Genomic DNA, 17,771 nt, shown 5'->3' with positions numbered 1-17,771 from the left:
GTTTTCGCTACGGGCTTCGAGTGCGGCTGGAAGCGGGTAACGGATGGTAAGCCTTGTAAATATTTCGTAAACTCCTCCCAAATATTAGAAGCAATCCAACCGATGTCAAGTTTAACAGTATTTTAATTTTGACAACTAATGATTTTCGCAGATAGAAAAAACAATATAAAAGAATAGTGCAAAATTCGGTTTACTTTGTTTTGAACAATCAGGGAAAAACCAATATAAATGCGTACCAATCCAATTGTTTCGATGTACAATATATTCCGTCTATTTGACGATGGGTGGAGAAAATAATAAGCTACATTTTGGTTTTACAATAAAAAACACTGTTGAAGTTTAAAATAAAAGAAAATATTATTGATCATTTTCTTTGCATTAAAATTGGCTTTTTCCTAAATTTGCCAAAGAATATTCTTCGTAACTCTCCAGTTGCATTTTCAGGGTTTGCGTCATCCGCCAGCTCTGTTTATTCCCTTCCAGTCAAGCAAGAAAAGTAGCCGTTTGAAACCAATTCAGACGGAGTTTCCCATTTCTAACCACGAGTTATCATGGCTACTACTTTCTTACATACTGCTGCCAGGCCTGTACATTAACAGTTGCTGGTTTTTCAAATACACGAATACCGACTCGTCTACGGCGTCCGATCTGCCTGCCAGGCACGCTGGCTTGTTTGCCAAGCGTATCCGGCTAGAGCGTAACCTGTTTGCAAACGGAAATGAATCGACCCCAATCACCGGACTAGTAGATCCGGGAAGGCTGCTACGTCCGTTGCCCACCTCCACCGGAGTTTGTGTAACCCAAAATCAACTCATCCAATGAAGCAAATTGCTACTGTTCTTATTCTTATTTTTTCCGCCCATCTTCTGCATGCGCAGGATCGCATCCTGAGAGGGATCGTGAACAGCCAGGAAGAAAATACCGGCATACCGGGCGTGAATGTGGTGCTGAAAGGCACTTCGATTGGCACGACCACCGATGCCAATGGCGCCTATCAGCTCAGCATCAGTACCAAAGGCGGAACGTTGGTTTTTTCGTCCATTGGGTTCCAGAATAAAGAAGTGACCATCGGAAACCAGTCGAAAATCGACGTCGTCCTGGTAACCGATACCAAGATTTTAACGGAAGTGATTGTGACGGGCTACGGAACACAGGCCCAGAAAACCATCACGGGTTCCATCGCGTCGGTAAGCGGTAAAGCCATCGAAAACATTCCGGCTCCGAGCAGCGACCAACTCCTGCAGGGCCGGGCCGCCGGGGTGCAGGTGAGTGCCAACTCCGGTACGCCCGGGGGCGGCATGATGGTCCGGGTGCGGGGAACCACTTCCATCAACGGCTCCAGCGATCCGCTGTACGTCGTCGACGGTATTCCGATCCAGTCGGGCAGCCTTTCGGCGATTGGCCTGGGCGGAAGCACCACCAACCCCATCGCCGACATCAACCCGGCCGACATTGCCTCCATGGAAATTCTGAAAGATGCCTCTGCCACCGCGATTTACGGGGCGCGGGCGGCCAATGGTGTCGTGTTGATTACCACCAAACGCGGAGCCAATAAAAAAGCTAAGATCAGCTTTGGTACCTACATCGGTACGCAAAACCTGTGGCGCAAACCCGCCGTGGTCGACGGAACGACCTTCGAAACGTTGATCAACGAAGCATCCGTCAACAACGGCCAGGCGGCTCCGTATGCCAATCCGGCCGGAACCATCAACACCGACTGGAGAGAGCCGGTTTTTCAGAACGGACTTCTGCGCAACCATGACCTGTCGATTACGGGTGGTACCGACAAAATTCAGTACCTGGTTTCGGTTAACAATTTCTTTCAGGAAGCGGTGATCAAAGGCTCGGATTTCAAACGGACGAGCGGCCGGGTCAACCTCGACTTTACGCCCATCAACAAAGTGAAAGTCGGAACCAGCGTCCTGTTCTCCCGGAACTTCCGGAACCGGGTTCGGAACGACGACAACATTTCCGGGGCACTGGAAGGCTCTTTCTTTCTGCCGCCCAACCTGCCTTTCTACCAGACCAATGGTTCGTATACCAAGTTCGGTACCTTCGAAAGCCCGCTGGCGGCTGTTGAGCACAACGACATCACGATGTCGACCAACCGGTTTCTGGCCAATGTATACGCCCAATACGACATTATACCGGGTTTGAGTCTGCGGTCCAGCTTCAGTCTGGATTACAGCAACATCCAGGAAGATCTCTACGACGACACGTTTCTGAACAACGGTGCTGCGGTCAACGGCTCGGCCCGTTCGGTCAACACGCGGGATGATAACTGGGTGCAGGAGAACGTGTTGACGTTCCAGCGGAGTTTCGGCAATCACTCGATCAATGCACTGGTGGGAACGTCGGTTCAGGAATCGGTTTTCAGCCGGACGTCGGCGACGGGCCAGCAATTTCCCAGCAATGACTTCCGCAGAATCATCTCGGCGGCTGTTCAAACCGGTACGTCGGAAGGTTCCAGTTGGGGAATCGCTTCGGTGTTTGGCCGGTTTGTATACGACTACAAAAACAAATACCTGGCCACGGTGAACGTCCGGCGCGATGGTTCTTCCCGGTTTGGGGTGGCCAATCGCTGGGGAACATTCCCGTCGGTGTCCGTGGGCTGGCTGCTCTCCGAAGAGTCGTTCATGAAGTCGGTGTCGGCGATCAATGTACTGAAACTCCGGGCCAGCTACGGTTTTACGGGGAACCAGAGCGGGATTACGAATTTTCAATCCCTGGGCCTCTGGGGTGGCAACCTGAACGATCTGGGCGATGTGTCCGGTTCTTCGGCGTATGTGAACTTGCCGGGAACGGCACCCGTCCAGTTGGCCAATCCCAATCTGAAATGGGAAACCACAGAGCAAAGCAACATCGGGCTTGATCTGGGCCTCCTGAAAAACCGCCTGAAAATTACCGCCGACTATTACGTCAAGAATACGCGCGATCTGTTGCTGGCTGTTCCGGTTCCCCGGACGTCCGGTTTCAATACGCTGGTGCAGAACTACGGTTCGGTGCAGAACAGTGGGGTCGAACTGGGTATCAATGCCGACGTCCTGCGCGGTGGAGCAGACAAGCTCGACTGGAATGTGAACTTTAACATTGCCACCAACAGAAACCGCCTGACCAAGCTGGCTGCGCCGTTCACCGTCTACAACCGGGATATTTACCGCTACGAAGAGGGCTACTCCATGTATTCGTTCTATTTCCACGAGCAAACCGGCGTCAACCGGGAAACGGGAGCGCCCATTTTTACGGATGTGAATGGTGATGGCAAGTTTGATGCCAACGTTGATCGCAAAATCGTGGGCAACGCCAACCCGGATTTCTTCGGCGGGATTACCAACACGCTGTCTTACAAAGGCTTCGACCTGATGTTCTTCTTCCAGTATTCTTATGGAAACATGCAGTTGCACTGGAACCGCTTTTTCCAGGAACACGGCGGTACGCGGAATACCAACTTCATGACGAGCCAACTGGATCGCTGGCAAAAACCGGGTGATGAAACGATGATCCCGAAAATGACGGCGGAAAACTATTCGGGCAATCTGCGCCCTTCGCGCTTTCTGGAAGATGGTTCGTACATGCGTCTGAAAAACCTGTCGATCGGTTACAGCCTGCCAGCTACGCTGTTGAGCAAAATTAAGCTGTCGAGTGCGCGGGTTTACGTGTCCGGCCAGAATGTCCTGACGTTCACGAAGTACACCGGTTTGGACCCGGAACTGACCGGAACGGCGGCTACCAACCTCACGCAGGGCATCGAGTTCTACACGATGCCGCAACCACGGGTGTATATGGCTGGTATCAACGTGAGTTTTTAATCGTTCTCAACCGCTACTGACATGATGTACCCATTTAAAATTGACGCCATGAAAAGACTGAATCATATTCTTCTGACCACTGCTTTGTGCAGTGTATTGACGGCCTGTGATGTGCTGGAGCAGGAACCGCAGGCCGAGGTGTCGGAAAGCGTGGCCGTTACCAACCTGAAAGGTGCCACCGCGGCCATGGCCGGGATGTATAACCAGCTCCAGGACGGAAACTATTACGGGCGAAACTTCATCCTGATGGGCGATGTCGCAGCCGATATTTCACAGAGCGTGGGAACCTGGGATTTTTACCGGGAAATGGACACCTACGTTACGGCACCGGCCAACCGGGAAAATGCCGCCATGTGGACCCGGGCCTACCGCGCGGTCAACATCGCGAACACGCTGATCGAAGCCGTTCCGACCCTGACGGACATTCCGGATGCCACCAAGAACGCCATTCTGGGGCAGGCGTATTTTATCCGGGGCCTGACGTTTTTTGACCTGACCCGGTCATACGGGGGCGTGCCGGGTGTAGTAGGGACGATGGGCATTCCGCTGGTGCTGAAGCCTTCCAAGCAGGTCGATGATTCGTTGTTTCCGAGCCGGTCTACGCTGGTGGAGTCCTATGCGCAGGTGGAAAGCGATCTTCTGAAGTCGCTTGAGCTATTGCCGGAAACGCACGCGAACATCACGACCACCCGTTCGCAGGCCGTGAAGGGAACCGCCCGGGCGCTGCTTTCCCGCCTGTATCTGTATACCAACCAGCCCCAGAAAGTGATCGAGTATGCCAACCTGGTCATCAACGACAGTAAATATGCCTTGCTGGGTTCTTACGAATCGATTTTCTCGGGGGCTTTTTCTACCGAATCCATTTTTGAACTAGCCTTTGGTTCCACCGACCAGAGCGGTCTTCGCAACTGGTATTTTCCGTCCAGTATGGGTGGCCGGGGCGACATTGCCATTCACGAAGGATTCTACGCCGAACTGATTGCCAATCCAAGCGATGTGCGGGGAAAAATGACGGCCCGTGACAATGTGGTCGGTGTCTATTACTCGACGAAATACCAGAAAGCCGGTAACATCGATAACGTTCATATTCTGCGGATTGCCGAGGTGTATCTGAACCGGGCGGAAGCCCTGGCCCAAACCGGAAACCTGACCGGTGCGTTGGCCGATCTGAACCGGATCAGAACGCGGGCCGGACTGGCCGCTTCGACGGTCACCGGTTTGCAGCCGACCTTGCAGGCCATCTGGCAGGAACGGAAAATTGAGCTGGCGTTTGAAGGCCACCGCTTCTTCGATCTGGTCCGGACCAACCAGGCCATGACCAAACTGGTGGCTGTTGCCCGGAAAAATGGTCCGCCGATTACGCTGACGAACGCGGGACGGCAGGTTTTCCCGATTCCCCTGGCGGACATCGATTCCAACAAGAATCTGGATCAGAACGAAGGCTACCGCTAGAGAATCGACCCGGAATTGGACGATCAATAAATAACCCATCCGGATCTCCTGATGAAGCGTTAAATTAACCCTACATACTTTTTTTGAAAAAACAGTCTATGAAATTACACCACTGTCTCATTCTGACGGCTTTAGGGGGGCTTCTGCTGACCGAGCCGGCCGCGGCTCAGTCGTCTTCGCCGGTGTTGGCGACCGACTCCCTGCATTTTAAAGGAATGACCTGGCGCAACATTGGTCCCAACCGGGGCGGTCGCTCCCTGGGGTCTTCGGGGAGTTCCTCGCGCAAACAGGAATACTATTTTGGCGCGGTTGGTGGTGGCTTATGGAAAACCGTCGATGGCGGGAATACCTGGGCACCCGTTACCGATGGTCAACTGCAAAGTTCTTCAGTGGGGGCGGTGGCCGTTTCGGAAACCAACCCGGATGTGGTCTACATCGGAACCGGCGAAACCCAGTTTCGGGGCAACATCATGCAGGGCGATGGCGTTTACAAAACCACCGACGCGGGCAAAACCTGGAAGAACATCGGTCTGAAAAATACGCAGGCCATTGCCCGGGTTCGCGTGCATCCCACCGACCCGAATACGGTTTACGTAGCGGCTCTGGGCCACCCCTACGGCCCGAACGAAGAGCGGGGCGTTTTCCGGACTACGGACGGCGGTACGACCTGGAAAAAAGTCCTGTACAAAGGCGACAAGGCCGGAGCCGCCGACCTGATCATCGATCCCACGAATCCGAAAGTGATCTACGCGTCGATCTGGCAGGTGTATCGCACGCCCTACAAAATGTGGGGGGGCGGTGGTGCCTGCGGTTTGTTCAAATCGACGGACGGGGGCGACACCTGGACCGAACTGACCAACAAACCGGGGATGCCGAAAGGGCCGGTCGGCAAAATTGGCGTGACGGTTTCTCCGGTCGATCCCAACCGCGTCTGGGCCATTGTGGAAGCCAACGACGGCGGGGTATACCGGTCGGACGATGCCGGGATGACCTGGAAATACGTTAACTCCGAGCGGAAACTGCGTCAGCGGGCGTTCTACTACTCGCGCATCTACGCCGATCCGAAAGACAAAGATGGCGTATACTGCCTCAATGTCGGTTTCTTCAAATCGTCGGACGGCGGGGTGAAATTTGACAAAACGATTACGGTGCCCCACGGTGACAACCACGACCTGTGGATCGACCCGACTGACCCGATGCGGATGGTGTCGTCCAACGACGGCGGGGGAACGGTTTCGGTGAACGGCGGCAAAACCTGGACGGATGAAAACTTCCCGACGGCGCAGTTGTACCACATCACGGTGACCAATGATTTTCCGTACCATGTGGCGGGTGCTCAGCAGGATAACTCAACCGTGGCCGTGGCCAGCGAAGGCTGGAATCACATGCAGGCCCGGTCCAATTCACTCAAGAAATCGGAGCGGTATTACGACGTTGGCGGAGGAGAGAGCGGCTACATTGCCCAGGACCCGAAAAACCCGGACATTTTCTACGCCGGTAGCCAGGGGGCGTTGTTGACGCGCTACAACCGCGCCACCGGCCAGACCCGCGATGTGCAGGTGTATCCCCGGTTTTTCTCCGGCGAACCCTCCAGTGCGTTGCCCGAACGCTGGCAGTGGACGTATCCCATCGTGTTCTCGCCGGTCGATCCGAACCGCTTGTACGTTTGTTCGCAACACGTCTGGATGTCGACCAACGAAGGACAGTCGTGGCAGAAAATCAGCCCGGATCTGACGCTGGCCGATACGGCCTCACTCGGAAAAAGTGGCGGGGTCATTACGATGGACATGAACGGTCCGGAAATCTACGCGACGGTTTTTGCGCTCGCGCCTTCGTTCCACGATGTCAACACGATCTGGGCCGGTTCCGACGACGGGCTGGTACACATCACCCGCGATCATGGCAAAACCTGGCAGAACATTACGCCGAAAGATTTGCCGAAGCACACCCGGATCAGCATCATCGATGCCTCGCGGCACAAACCCGGAACGGCCTACATTGCCGCCAAACGGTATCAGATGGACGACCGCGCGCCGTATCTCTGGAAAACGGATGATTACGGAAAAACCTGGAAAAAAATCGTGACCGGCATTGGTGCGGGGCATTACGCCCACACGGTTCGGGAAGACATGACGAAGCCCGGTTTGTTGTATGCCGGTACGGAACACGGCGTTTATGTGTCGTTCAACGACGGCGACAACTGGCAGCCGATGCAACTGGGTTTGCCCGACACCCAAATCTCCGATCTGATCGTAACCGAAAAAGATCTGGTGATCGGTACCCACGGTCGTTCGATGTATGTGCTGGACGATGTGGCTCCGATTCGGGAATTTTCGCCCGAAGTTGCCAAAGCCGACGTGCATTTTTTCAAACCGTATAGTGCTGTCCGTCGGGTTCAAAATGCGGTTTTCCAGTATTACCTGGCGAAACCGTCCGACAAGGTGAAAATTGAAATTCTGGATTCGAAAGGCAATCTGGTTCGCAGTTTCGAAAGCGTCGATGCACCGGCAGCGGGAGAGAAAGCACCGGCGGCCGAGATGGAAGAGGACAATCCACGCGCTCCACGCGTAAAACCGCCGACGAAAAATGCCGGTCTGAACCGCTTCGAGTGGGATATGCGGTATCCGGGAGCCACCGAGTTCAAGGGCATGATTGTCTGGAGTGCCCGGCCCACGATGGGACCGCTGGCTCCTTCGGGCAAATACCAGATCCGGCTCACAACCGCTGGCAAAACCCTCACGCAACCGTTTGAAATCAAGCTTGATCCGCGTTTGAAGGGCGTAACCGATGCCGACGTTCAGGAACAATTCCAACTGGCGATTAAACTCCGTGACCAGACCAGCAAGGCCAACGACGCGGTGGTTCAGATTCGGGATTTGAAAGAAAAACTGGGCAAAACCAACAGCCCGGCCAACAAAAAGATCATCGAACAACTGAGCATCGTGGAAGAAAACCTGTACCAGATTCGCAACCAGAGTGGTCAGGATCCGCTGAACTTCCCGATCAAGCTCAACAACCGCCTGGCGTCGTTGTGGCGGAGCGTTGAAACCGGGGATGCCAAACCGACCGATGGCTCGTATAAAGTGTACGAAGAACTGTCGGCAGAACTGAATCAGCACCTGGGCGAACTGGAGTCGATTCTGAAGACGAAGACCATCAAGAGTTTGTAAATTGACTAACTAACCCTGCCCATCACCAGCTAATCAGGACGAAAGTCCCGGTTAGCTGGTTCTTATTTTTTTCGTTTAAAATATCCCGTGTTCCGCTTGCTCTAATTTTTACGCTCTTTACCCATTTGCCGGATTGAGGACGTCGATACTCATACTGCTCCTGATGACGCTGGGTTTGCCTTTCTGGGGAACCTATACGCTCCTGCAATCCCAAAAATACCGGGTCAGGAAAGACGTGGAAAACCGTCTGGAAGAGGGTCGTACGGAATCGCAGCGGGTGACCCTGAAACTGGCGGTTTCCGAAATCAAAACCAATCTGCGCTGGGAACACGACCGCGAGTTTGAATACCAGGGGCAGATGTATGACCTGATCGCAACGACGGTGGTCGGCGACAGTGTATTTTACGAGTGCTGGTGGGATAAAGAAGAAACCCGCCTGAACCGGCAACTGGCGTCGCTGGAAGCGCTCGAAAAAGACGCGCAGCAAGAAGAAGAATCGACCGAAGCCTCCCCCTTTTTACAACCGCTTTTCTGCCAGGAATTGCTTTCCTGGATTTCGCTCCCGACCAACTGGTTTCCTGAACCGAGGGTCGGCGGTTTTATCAACCAGTTTGCCCTCTACGTGGCCCTCACTCCTCCGCAGCTTCCGCCTGAACGGTCGTTTCACATCATGTACGTTTGATTTTCGGGCTGACCATTTCCCGTCAGCTTTGAATGCGTGTGTCTGAATGTGTGAAACGAATGCCGAAGACAAGAGAATAAAGACAAAAGAGTATAGAGTATTTTCCTGGTGATCAAGGGGGTGTCTCTCTTCTCAGCTCTTTCCGCTCGTGTCTTCCTAACCGGTTAGCTATGAAAAAAATTATAATTCTCTGGGCGTTGCTTGGGGCCTATGCGGAAAGCTACGCCCAAGTGATTGCCATCAAAGACCGGGAAGATTCCCGGCCGCTCGAACTGGTGACTCTTTCGAGCGAGGACCCGACGGTTTTGCTCCTTTCGGGGGCCAAAGGCAAGGTAGATATCACCGCTTTTAAAGGCGCTGACCGGATCGAGATCCGATCCATTGGCTACCAGACCCAAACCGTCAGTTACGACGAGCTGGCGAAACCCGGTTTTTCCTTCTATCTCAAACCGTCGTCGCTGTCGCTTGATCAGGTGGTGGTGACGGCCAACCGCTGGAATCAGTCGAGCCGGGATGTGCCGGTCAAAATTACGACGATCTCCGCCAAAGAGGTGGCATTTCAGAATCCGCAGACGGCGGCCGATTTGCTGGGCCAATCCGGCGAAGTGTTTATCCAGAAAAGCCAGCAGGGCGGAGGAAGCCCCATGATTCGCGGTTTTTCGACCAACCGTCTGCTGATTACGGTCGACGGGGTTCGGATGAATACCGCAATTTTTCGGAGTGGGAACCTGCAAAATGTGATTTCGCTCGATCCGTTTTCCATCGAAAATACGGAGGTGGTTTTCGGGCCGGGTTCGGTCATGTACGGCAGCGATGCCATTGGTGGCGTGATGAGTTTCTACACGCTGATGCCCAAATTGTCGGACAGTGCAAAACCGCTGGTGTCGGGTTCGGCGGTGGGGCGGTATTCGTCCGCCAACAGCGAGCTGACCGGCCACGCCGACGTCAGTGTCGGCTGGAAAAAGTGGGGAATTGCCACCAGCATTTCCCACAACGATTTCGGCGATTTGCGCATGGGTGCGCACGGGCCGGACGAATACCTCCGCAAGGAATACGTCGAGCGGATCGACAGCGAAGACCGGGTGATTCAGAACAAGGATCAGCGGGTGCAGCGTCCAACGGGCTATTCGCAGATCAATCTGATGCAGAAAATTCGGTTCAAACCGAACGACCGCTGGGATTTCGACTACGGTTTTCAGTATTCGACCACGTCCAACTACGCGCGATATGACCGGCTTTTGCGCTACCGCCGGAATCTGCCGCGCAGTGCGGAATGGAACTACGGCCCGCAGGAATGGATGATGAACAACCTCACAATCACGAATACCGCAAGTGGAGGATTATACGACCAGATGAGCATCCGGCTGGCCCACCAGTTTTTTGAAGAAAGCCGCATCGACCGCGATCTGAACGACTCGGAACGGCGGACGACGCTCGAAAAGGTGAATGCTTTTTCGGCCAGTATCGACTTCAACAAACAGTTGAACGACAAACAGAAGCTGTTTTACGGACTGGAAGCGATCTACAACGACGTGATTTCGACGGCTACGAATCTGGATATTGTCACGAATGTGTCCGTTCCGGGTGCCCCGCGCTACCCCAAATCGAACTGGGCATCGTATGCGGCTTACCTGACGTACCAGTTAAAAGCCAGCGACAAAGTGACGTTTCAGGCCGGAGCGCGCTACAACCAGTTTGTCCTGAATTCGAAGTTTGAAACCACGTTTTACCCGTTCCCGTTTACCACCGCGAAACTCAACAACGGCGCCCTGACCGGCAGCGCGGGACTGGTCTATCATCCGGCCAGCACCTGGAGCCTGAGTGCGAATCTGTCCACCGGTTTTCGCTCGCCCAACGTCGATGATGTCGGGAAGGTGTTCGAATCGGAGCCGGGTTCGGTGGTCATTCCCAATCCAAATCTGAAGGCGGAGTATGCCTACAATGCGGAAGTGGGCGTTGCCAAAGTCTTCGGAAACCGGGTAAAAGTTGACCTGACGGCGTATTATACGTATCTGGACAACGCGCTGGTTCGGCGGAATTTCACGCTGAACGGTCAGGACAGCATTCAGTACAATGGCGAATTGAGTCAGGTTCAGGCGATTCAGAATGCGGCCAAAGCGACGGTCTACGGGATTCAGGCTGGTCTGGAAATCAAGCTCCCCGCCGGATTCGGTCTGTCGTCACACTTTACCTACCAGAAGGGTGACGAAGAACTGGACGACGGCACCACCAGCCCGCTGCGCCATGCGGCTCCCTGGTTCGGCATCACGCGGCTGAGTTATACGGCCAAAAAAATGCGGCTGGAACTCTACGGGATGTACAATGACAAGGTGGCGAACAGCGAGTTGGCGCAGGAAGAACAGGGCAAGGATTACATGTACGCCATCGACGCCGACGGAAAACCGTATTCGCCGGGCTGGTACACACTGAATTTCAAAGCGCACTACCAACTCACGGATCTGTTGTCGATCAATGCGGGGGTGGAAAACTTCACCGATCAGCGGTATCGTCCCTACAGCTCGGGAATCGTGGCACCGGGCCGGAACGTCATCGTTTCGCTGCGGGCGAGGTTTTAGGGCGGTTTTGGTTATTACCCCTCAATCCCCTGAAGGGCAGGGCTGTTAAGTTCTGGAAATCATGAGCGTTAAAGTTGGCAATTTCGAACCGCTTTTCGCCCCCAACCCCCTAAAGGCCGGGCGGCCGGTGCCGGGCTAAAACATCCGGATTTTAAAGTCCCCTTTAGGGGGTTGGGGGCGAAAAGCGGAAGAACGTAACAGCCCTGCCCTTCAGGGGATTTAGGGGTAATAACCATAAACCTTAAACCAACTTGGCCGACCGCGTCAGCTTCTCCTGGCGAATCCGTTTCGGGCCGTAATAGAGGTAAAAACCGGTGACTGAAAACAGAATCAACGCGATACCCATGATGCTGGTATAGAGGAGTTTGAACGGTTGTTCATCCAGTTTGATGAGGGCGTCGAGGTAGGAACCGTCGTGCAGTTTTTCGATGAAATCGGACCGGCGGGTTTCGATGTGTAAGACCTGACCGGTAGTGCAATCCAGTTGAATGCCCGCGTAGTGATCGGCAAACACGAATTTCACCATGCCTTTCTGCGGACGAATGTCGATCCGGTCCAGTTCAGTCGACAGCTCGGCGGAAACCGAATCGCGCAGGGTGTTGAACGCAATTTTCTGGAGCGAATCGACGGGTAGCCAGGTTTTCGGATCGGCCGAAACGCCTTTGTACGATTTCGCTAGTAATACCCCGCCGGAATGTTTTTTCCAACCCAGCAGGAGCCCCGTCACCGCAATGATTAAGAAAAAGAAGAAGAGGGTTCCGCCCAATACACCGTGAATTTTTCGGTAGAATCGAAGCCTGCGCGAGCGGTCTTTAATGTCTTTCATACGTAAAGGCAAGATACCAAATTCAGCGCGGGAACCCTATTGTTTCTGCATCAAAAACCGGCTCTGCCGAATCAGTTGTTGAGTTCTACCATCGCTTTGATCACGCCGTTGGCCGGATTCAGCCAGCCGGAGAATTCATCCTTAACCTGACCAAACTGAACCCGGTGTGTAATGTAGGTAACCGGATCGATCAGCCCTTTTTTCTGGCAGGCCAGAACGTGTTCGAAATCCTGCCGGGTGGCATTCCGGCTGCTCATCAGCGTGGCTTCGCGTTTGTGAAATTCCGGATGGCTCAAAGAGACGTCGCCCCGTTGCAAACCGACCAGCACATACCGCCCGCCGTGGGCCATATACGGGAACGCGTTGTTGATGGCCGTCCGGTTGCCGGTGGCGTCGACAATCACGGTTGGCATGTCGCCGTTGGTCATTTCGCGGAGTTGTTCAGCCACATCGGCCGAGCGGGCGTCGATGGTGTAGGGCACCCGGAGTTTCTCCCGGCAAAACGCCAGCCGGGATTCGTTGACATCCATTGCGATGACCTGACCGCCCGCGATGCGCGCAAACTCCATGACTCCCAGACCGATCGGCCCGGCGCCCACCACCAGCACAAACTCACCGGGCTGCACATCCGCCCGCCGAATGCCGTGGGCACCGATGGACAGCGGTTCGGCCAGGGCCAGTTCGTCCAGGCTCAGGCCGTCGCCGTGAATCAGCGAATAGCTCGGAACGCTCAGGTATTCGACCATACCGCCGTCGATGTGAACACCCGAAACCCGAAGCTGGGCGCAGCAGTTGGTTTTTCCGACGCGGCAGGCCACGCAGGTTCCGCAGTAGAAATAGGGCATGAACGTAATCCGTTCGCCTTTCTGAAAACCGGGTGCATCGTCGAAATCGACCAGCTCACCCGCCAGTTCGTGACCCAGAATCCGGGGATATTCGAAAAACGGCTGCGTTCCTTCAAAGGCGTGCAGGTCGGTTCCGCAGATGCCGATGCGCTGAATTTTTACAATGGCGTGGCCCGGCGTTAGTTCCGGTTTTATGCCGGGACGGTATTCAAACTGGCCCGGTGTGGTGCATACGAGTGTTTCCATTTTTTGTCGGGTGTCATTTGCCCCGCTTCTATTTCTCCTGCAAAGGAAAAGCAAATAGTTGAAGATCGGTTCTGTTTTAATACCCGATTCGTATGCTATTTTATCATACTGGCAGCGATCGTATGCTTTTGATGAACCAAACGGAGGACGAAACCGGAAGTGGTATTAATATATATATTTAATAGACACAGTATAAAATACGGTTTTCATCGTTATAGGTTATACATTGTTAACCAAAGTAACAATAAGCACAATTTAGAAGTAGGGGAGCGATACAGTCGTCAGTGAATAATCGGTTGACAAGTGCCTAGTAACCCAGTAAGTTGAATATGACGACTACAAACGTAAAGTTTCTGAACAAAGACAAGTCTACTTTTTTTCCGGTACTCCGTACGAGAATTGAGCAGTACTTCCAGGAAAATGCCATTTGCAAATCAGGCGGCTCCCCCATGGTGGGCAAAGCGATTTTTATGCTCAGCCTGTATCTGGTTCCTTACATCCTGATTCTGACCAATTTATTTCCAGCCTGGGCGATGCTGATTCTGTCGGGCATCATGGGAATCGGGATTGCCGGCGTGGGGATGTCGGTCATGCACGACGCCAACCACGGTTCGTTTTCAACTTCCCCCTGGGTCAACACGCTGTTCAGCGGCAGTCTGTATCTGCTCGGCGGCAACGTCTATAACTGGAAAGTTCAGCACAACACCCTGCACCATACCTACACCAATATCGACCAGTTGGACAGCGATATTACGGGAAAACCGTTTCTGCGGCTGTGCGACCAGCAACGTCTGCAAAAAATGCACCGCTACCAGCACATTTATGCTTTTTTGCTGTACGGTTTGATGACTTTCTCCTTTCTGGTGAAAGATTTCAAACAGATCGGGGAGTTCAACCGGAAGTCTAAATCGAAACTGACCAAGCCGTTTTCGTCGCGCGAAATTCTGATTTTGCTGGCGGGCAAGCTGTTTTATGTCGTTTTTGTAGGCGTATTGCCCCTGGCATTGACCGACATCACGTTCGGACAATGGGCACTCGGTTTTCTGCTGATGAACTTTGTTGCGGGCTTTGTGCTGAGCGTCATTTTTCAGTTGGCGCACATCATTGAAGAAGTGCATTCGCCGATTCGGAACGATCAGGGCAACATTGAAAATGCCTGGGCCATTCACCAATTGGAAAGCACGGCTAATTTTGCGGTTTCCCGGCCTTTGTCGTGGTTCATCGGCGGGCTGAATTATCAGATTGAACACCATCTGTTTCCGTCGATTGGCCACGTACATTACCCAGCCATTGCGCCCATCGTGCAGGCCACGGCGCAGGAATTCGGACTCCCGTATTACCAGAAAACCTCGCTGATGGATGCGCTGGGTTCGCACGTTAACATGCTGAAAAATCTGGGACGACCACAAGCCGGACAAATCGTTTCTGCCCAGCGGGTTGTCTGTGTTCCGCAGCCGGTTGCCAGTTCGCAGGAGGTGTAAAAACCGGGTATTGTTGTTGCAGAATTTTATTGCTTTCACCTGACGCAGACTTCCCACGCGCAGGAGATTAATCCCCCTGGTTGATGCTTGAAGGAATGTTTTTCAAAAAAGAAGCATTTATGAAATTCGCTGCTTAATTTGAGAAACAACCTGCTTATTCTGAGCTATGACCAAACTCTACGTTCGCGTACTCCTATTGCTATGCATCGCCCCCGGTGTTTATAGCCAATCGCTTTCGCCCACTGAGAAGAAAGTGATTGAAACCGTCCGGCAAATTCACCCGGAAACGGAGAAGTTTCTGGAAAAAACCGTCAACATCAACAGCGGAACGCTCAACCTCGAGGGCGTCCGGGAAAACGGCAAACTCCTGGCCGATGAATTTGAAAAACTGGGTTTCAAAACCGAGTGGGTGACCCTGCCCGACTCCCTCAACCGCGCCGGTCACCTGGTGGCCACCCGGCAGGGAAAACGTGGAAAGAAGCTGTTTCTAATCGGACATCTGGATACGGTTTTTGAAAAAAGCCTTCCGTTTGAGCCCTTTACGCGGGTGAACGATTCGACGGCTACGGGTCAGGGAGCCAACGATATCAAAGGCGGTAACGTGCTCATTCTGGCGGCATTGAAAGCATTACACGCCCAGAAACTGCTGGACGATGTCTCGATTACAGCCTATTTCACGGGCGACGAAGAAAGCAGTGGCGGCCCCGAAAGTCGGCGTGATTTCATCGAACGAGCCAAAAAATGCGACCTGGCGCTGGCGTTCGAAGGGGCGCAGGGACTGACCCACGTCACCACCGGTCGGCGCGGTTCGAGTAGCTGGACGCTGAAAGTGGTAGCCCGAACGGGGCATTCGTCGCGGATTTTCAGTGATCTGGGCTACGGTGCCATTTTTGAAACCGCCCGGATTCTGAACGAATTTCGGCGAACACTGGGGCAGGAGCAATACCTGACGTTCAATCCGGGCCTGATGGTCGGCGGGTCGGAAGTGCGATATGACAACAAATCTGCCAAAGGCGAAACCACCGGAAAAACCAACATCGTGGCCCCGTCGGCGCTGGTGAAAGGGGATCTGCGGTTTATTTCGGAAAAACAGAAAGAAAGCGCCCGCGCCCGGATGCGCGACATTGTGGAAAAAAGCCTGCCGCTGACCAAGGCAACGATCACGTTTCAGGACGGCATTCCGGCGATGGAACCGTCGGAAAAAAACGAAAACCTGCGAAAAGTAGTGGATCAGATCAGCCGCGACATGGGTCTGGGGCCGGTGCTGGCGGGTGATCCGGGGTCGCGGGGAGCCGGGGATGTTTCGTTCGTGGCAGAATACCTGCCGTGTCTGGACGGACTCGGCGCATCGGGAAAAGGCGCGCATAGCATTGAGGAAAACATCAATCTGAAAGAATACCCGTTTCTGATTCAGCGGGCGGCTTTACTGCTGTATCGCCTGACGCGCTGACGCATCCAACAAAACCCTGCGACCTCTTTAAATCATGATGAACCCTTCTCCTGAAACCCTGATCATTGGGGCCGGCCCGTTTGGGCTGGGCCTGGCATCCTATCTTCAAAACCGGCAGCACGATTTCCGGGTGATTGGGCATCCGATGGAATTCTGGAAACAGCATATGCCCGCCGGAATGCTGCTGCGCTCGGGTGTCGAATGGCACCTGGACCCCGACGGTCATTGGACCATCGAACGTTTTCTGGCCGAACGCGGAGAACCGCCCAAGCCGGAAAAACCGCTCTTGCGGGAATTGTATCTGGCGTATACCGACTGGTTTGTGGAAAGAGCGGGAATTCCGGTGCAGACGGCCTATGTGACGCAACTGAGTCGGGACAATGGTCATTTTCGGGCGGTATTGAATGACGGCTCGACGGTGACGGCCCGGCAGGTGGTGATTGCGACCGGGTTTTATTCCTACAGCCACATTCCGGTCCCGTTGTCGAACCTGATTCCTGCGGATCGGCTTCGGCACACCCGTGATGCGGTGGATATGGCTGACTATCAGGGTAAACGGGTGTTGATCGTGGGCGGTCGCCAGAGTGCGTTCGAGTGGGCGGCCCTCCTGCGTGAAGCCGGTGCCGCCCGCATCGATCTCTCTTACCGGCACGATACGCCCCAATTCATTCCATCGGACTGGTCGTGGGTCGAAACGCTGGTGGAAGGCATGGTCGATCAGCCCGGCTGGTTTCGGAACCTGTCGGCCGAGGAGCAGGAAATGCATCGCCTGAATCTGTGGACGGAGGGACGGCTGAAGCTGGAACCCTGGCTGGCGGAGCGGATTTCCCAGCCGGAAGTTGGCCTCCACCCCCGGACGCAGGTGACGGCTGTCACCGAAAAACCGGAGGGTTTAGCCATAACGCTGGATTCGGGCGAAGAACTGGCGGTGGATGCGGTGATTGCCGCAACGGGCTATCAGGTCGACATTCGGCGGCTGCCCTTTCTGGATGAATCGCTGCTGAATGAGCTGACCATCAACAACGGTTTTCCGGTGCTGGACGAGAGTTTTCAGAGCAGCGTACCCGGTTTGTACGTTACCAGTTTTCCGGCCGGATTGGCCTTCGGGCCTTATTTGGGGTTCACCATTGGTGTTCGGGCAGCGTCCCGTCTGGTTGGGGCGGCACTGAACCGGAGCGAACCGACGCCCGTATAAATCGGCAAAACCATTTGGCTCGTGGAGGGTTTAGCTTGT

Annotated in this window: 10 protein-coding genes; 8 read left to right on the top strand and 2 right to left on the bottom strand. The window is 54.1% G+C overall.

Features of this window, described 5'->3' with window-relative positions; genetic code table 11:
- The first annotated feature begins 818 nt into the window (after positions 1-818).
- The 5 genes from DUE52_RS17620 (at position 819) to DUE52_RS17600 (ending at position 11,689) form a co-directional block, all read left to right on the top strand.
- Positions 819-3,809, top strand: coding sequence for a SusC/RagA family TonB-linked outer membrane protein (locus DUE52_RS17620; RefSeq protein ID WP_114407353.1), 2,991 nt, complete (start codon positions 819-821; stop codon positions 3,807-3,809).
- Positions 3,810-3,857: 48 nt separating this feature from the next.
- Complete coding sequence (locus DUE52_RS17615) at positions 3,858-5,261, top strand: RagB/SusD family nutrient uptake outer membrane protein (protein WP_114407452.1); 1,404 nt, start codon at positions 3,858-3,860, stop codon at positions 5,259-5,261.
- Positions 5,262-5,359: 98 nt separating this feature from the next.
- A complete protein-coding gene (locus tag DUE52_RS17610) occupies positions 5,360-8,431 on the top strand; it encodes a VPS10 domain-containing protein (RefSeq protein WP_114407352.1) in 3,072 nt (1,023 codons plus the stop codon).
- A gap of 133 nt (positions 8,432-8,564) precedes the next feature.
- Positions 8,565-9,113 carry a hypothetical protein gene (locus tag DUE52_RS17605; RefSeq protein ID WP_133299865.1) on the top strand — a complete coding sequence of 183 codons (549 nt, stop codon included), beginning with the start codon at positions 8,565-8,567 and terminating at the stop codon, positions 9,111-9,113.
- A 170-nt stretch (positions 9,114-9,283) separates the two neighbouring features.
- On the top strand, positions 9,284-11,689 hold the full coding sequence (locus tag DUE52_RS17600; protein WP_114407350.1) for a TonB-dependent receptor: 2,406 nt from the start codon (positions 9,284-9,286) through the stop codon (positions 11,687-11,689).
- A 241-nt stretch (positions 11,690-11,930) separates the two neighbouring features.
- On the opposite strand, the gene DUE52_RS17595 is transcribed toward DUE52_RS17600, so the two are convergent.
- Both DUE52_RS17595 and DUE52_RS17590 read right to left on the bottom strand, forming a co-directional pair.
- A complete protein-coding gene (locus tag DUE52_RS17595; RefSeq protein ID WP_114407349.1) occupies positions 11,931-12,515 on the bottom strand; it encodes a PepSY domain-containing protein in 585 nt (194 codons plus the stop codon).
- Positions 12,516-12,586: 71 nt separating this feature from the next.
- On the bottom strand, positions 12,587-13,606 hold the full coding sequence (locus tag DUE52_RS17590) for a zinc-binding alcohol dehydrogenase family protein (protein ID WP_114407348.1): 1,020 nt from the start codon (positions 13,604-13,606) through the stop codon (positions 12,587-12,589).
- A 329-nt stretch (positions 13,607-13,935) separates the two neighbouring features.
- Here DUE52_RS17590 and DUE52_RS17585 point away from each other — a divergent pair, with 329 nt between their 5' ends.
- The 3 genes from DUE52_RS17585 (at position 13,936) to DUE52_RS17575 (ending at position 17,732) form a co-directional block, all read left to right on the top strand.
- The gene (locus tag DUE52_RS17585; protein WP_114407347.1) at positions 13,936-15,087 is read left to right on the top strand and encodes a fatty acid desaturase family protein; all 1,152 of its coding nucleotides are present in this window, start codon (positions 13,936-13,938) and stop codon (positions 15,085-15,087) included.
- 166 nt (positions 15,088-15,253) lie between these two features.
- Positions 15,254-16,537 (top strand): M20/M25/M40 family metallo-hydrolase, encoded by a 1,284-nt coding sequence (locus DUE52_RS17580; RefSeq protein ID WP_114407346.1) that lies wholly within the window; start codon positions 15,254-15,256, stop codon positions 16,535-16,537.
- 34 nt (positions 16,538-16,571) lie between these two features.
- Entirely contained in the window at positions 16,572-17,732 is a 1,161-nt protein-coding gene (locus DUE52_RS17575; RefSeq protein WP_114407345.1) for an NAD(P)-binding domain-containing protein, read from the top strand.
- Positions 17,733-17,771 lie beyond the last annotated feature (39 nt).

The organism is Larkinella punicea (assembly GCF_003334855.1).
In the GTDB taxonomy this organism is placed as follows: domain Bacteria; phylum Bacteroidota; class Bacteroidia; order Cytophagales; family Spirosomataceae; genus Larkinella; species Larkinella punicea.
This window is presented reverse-complemented; position numbering and strand designations above follow the sequence as displayed.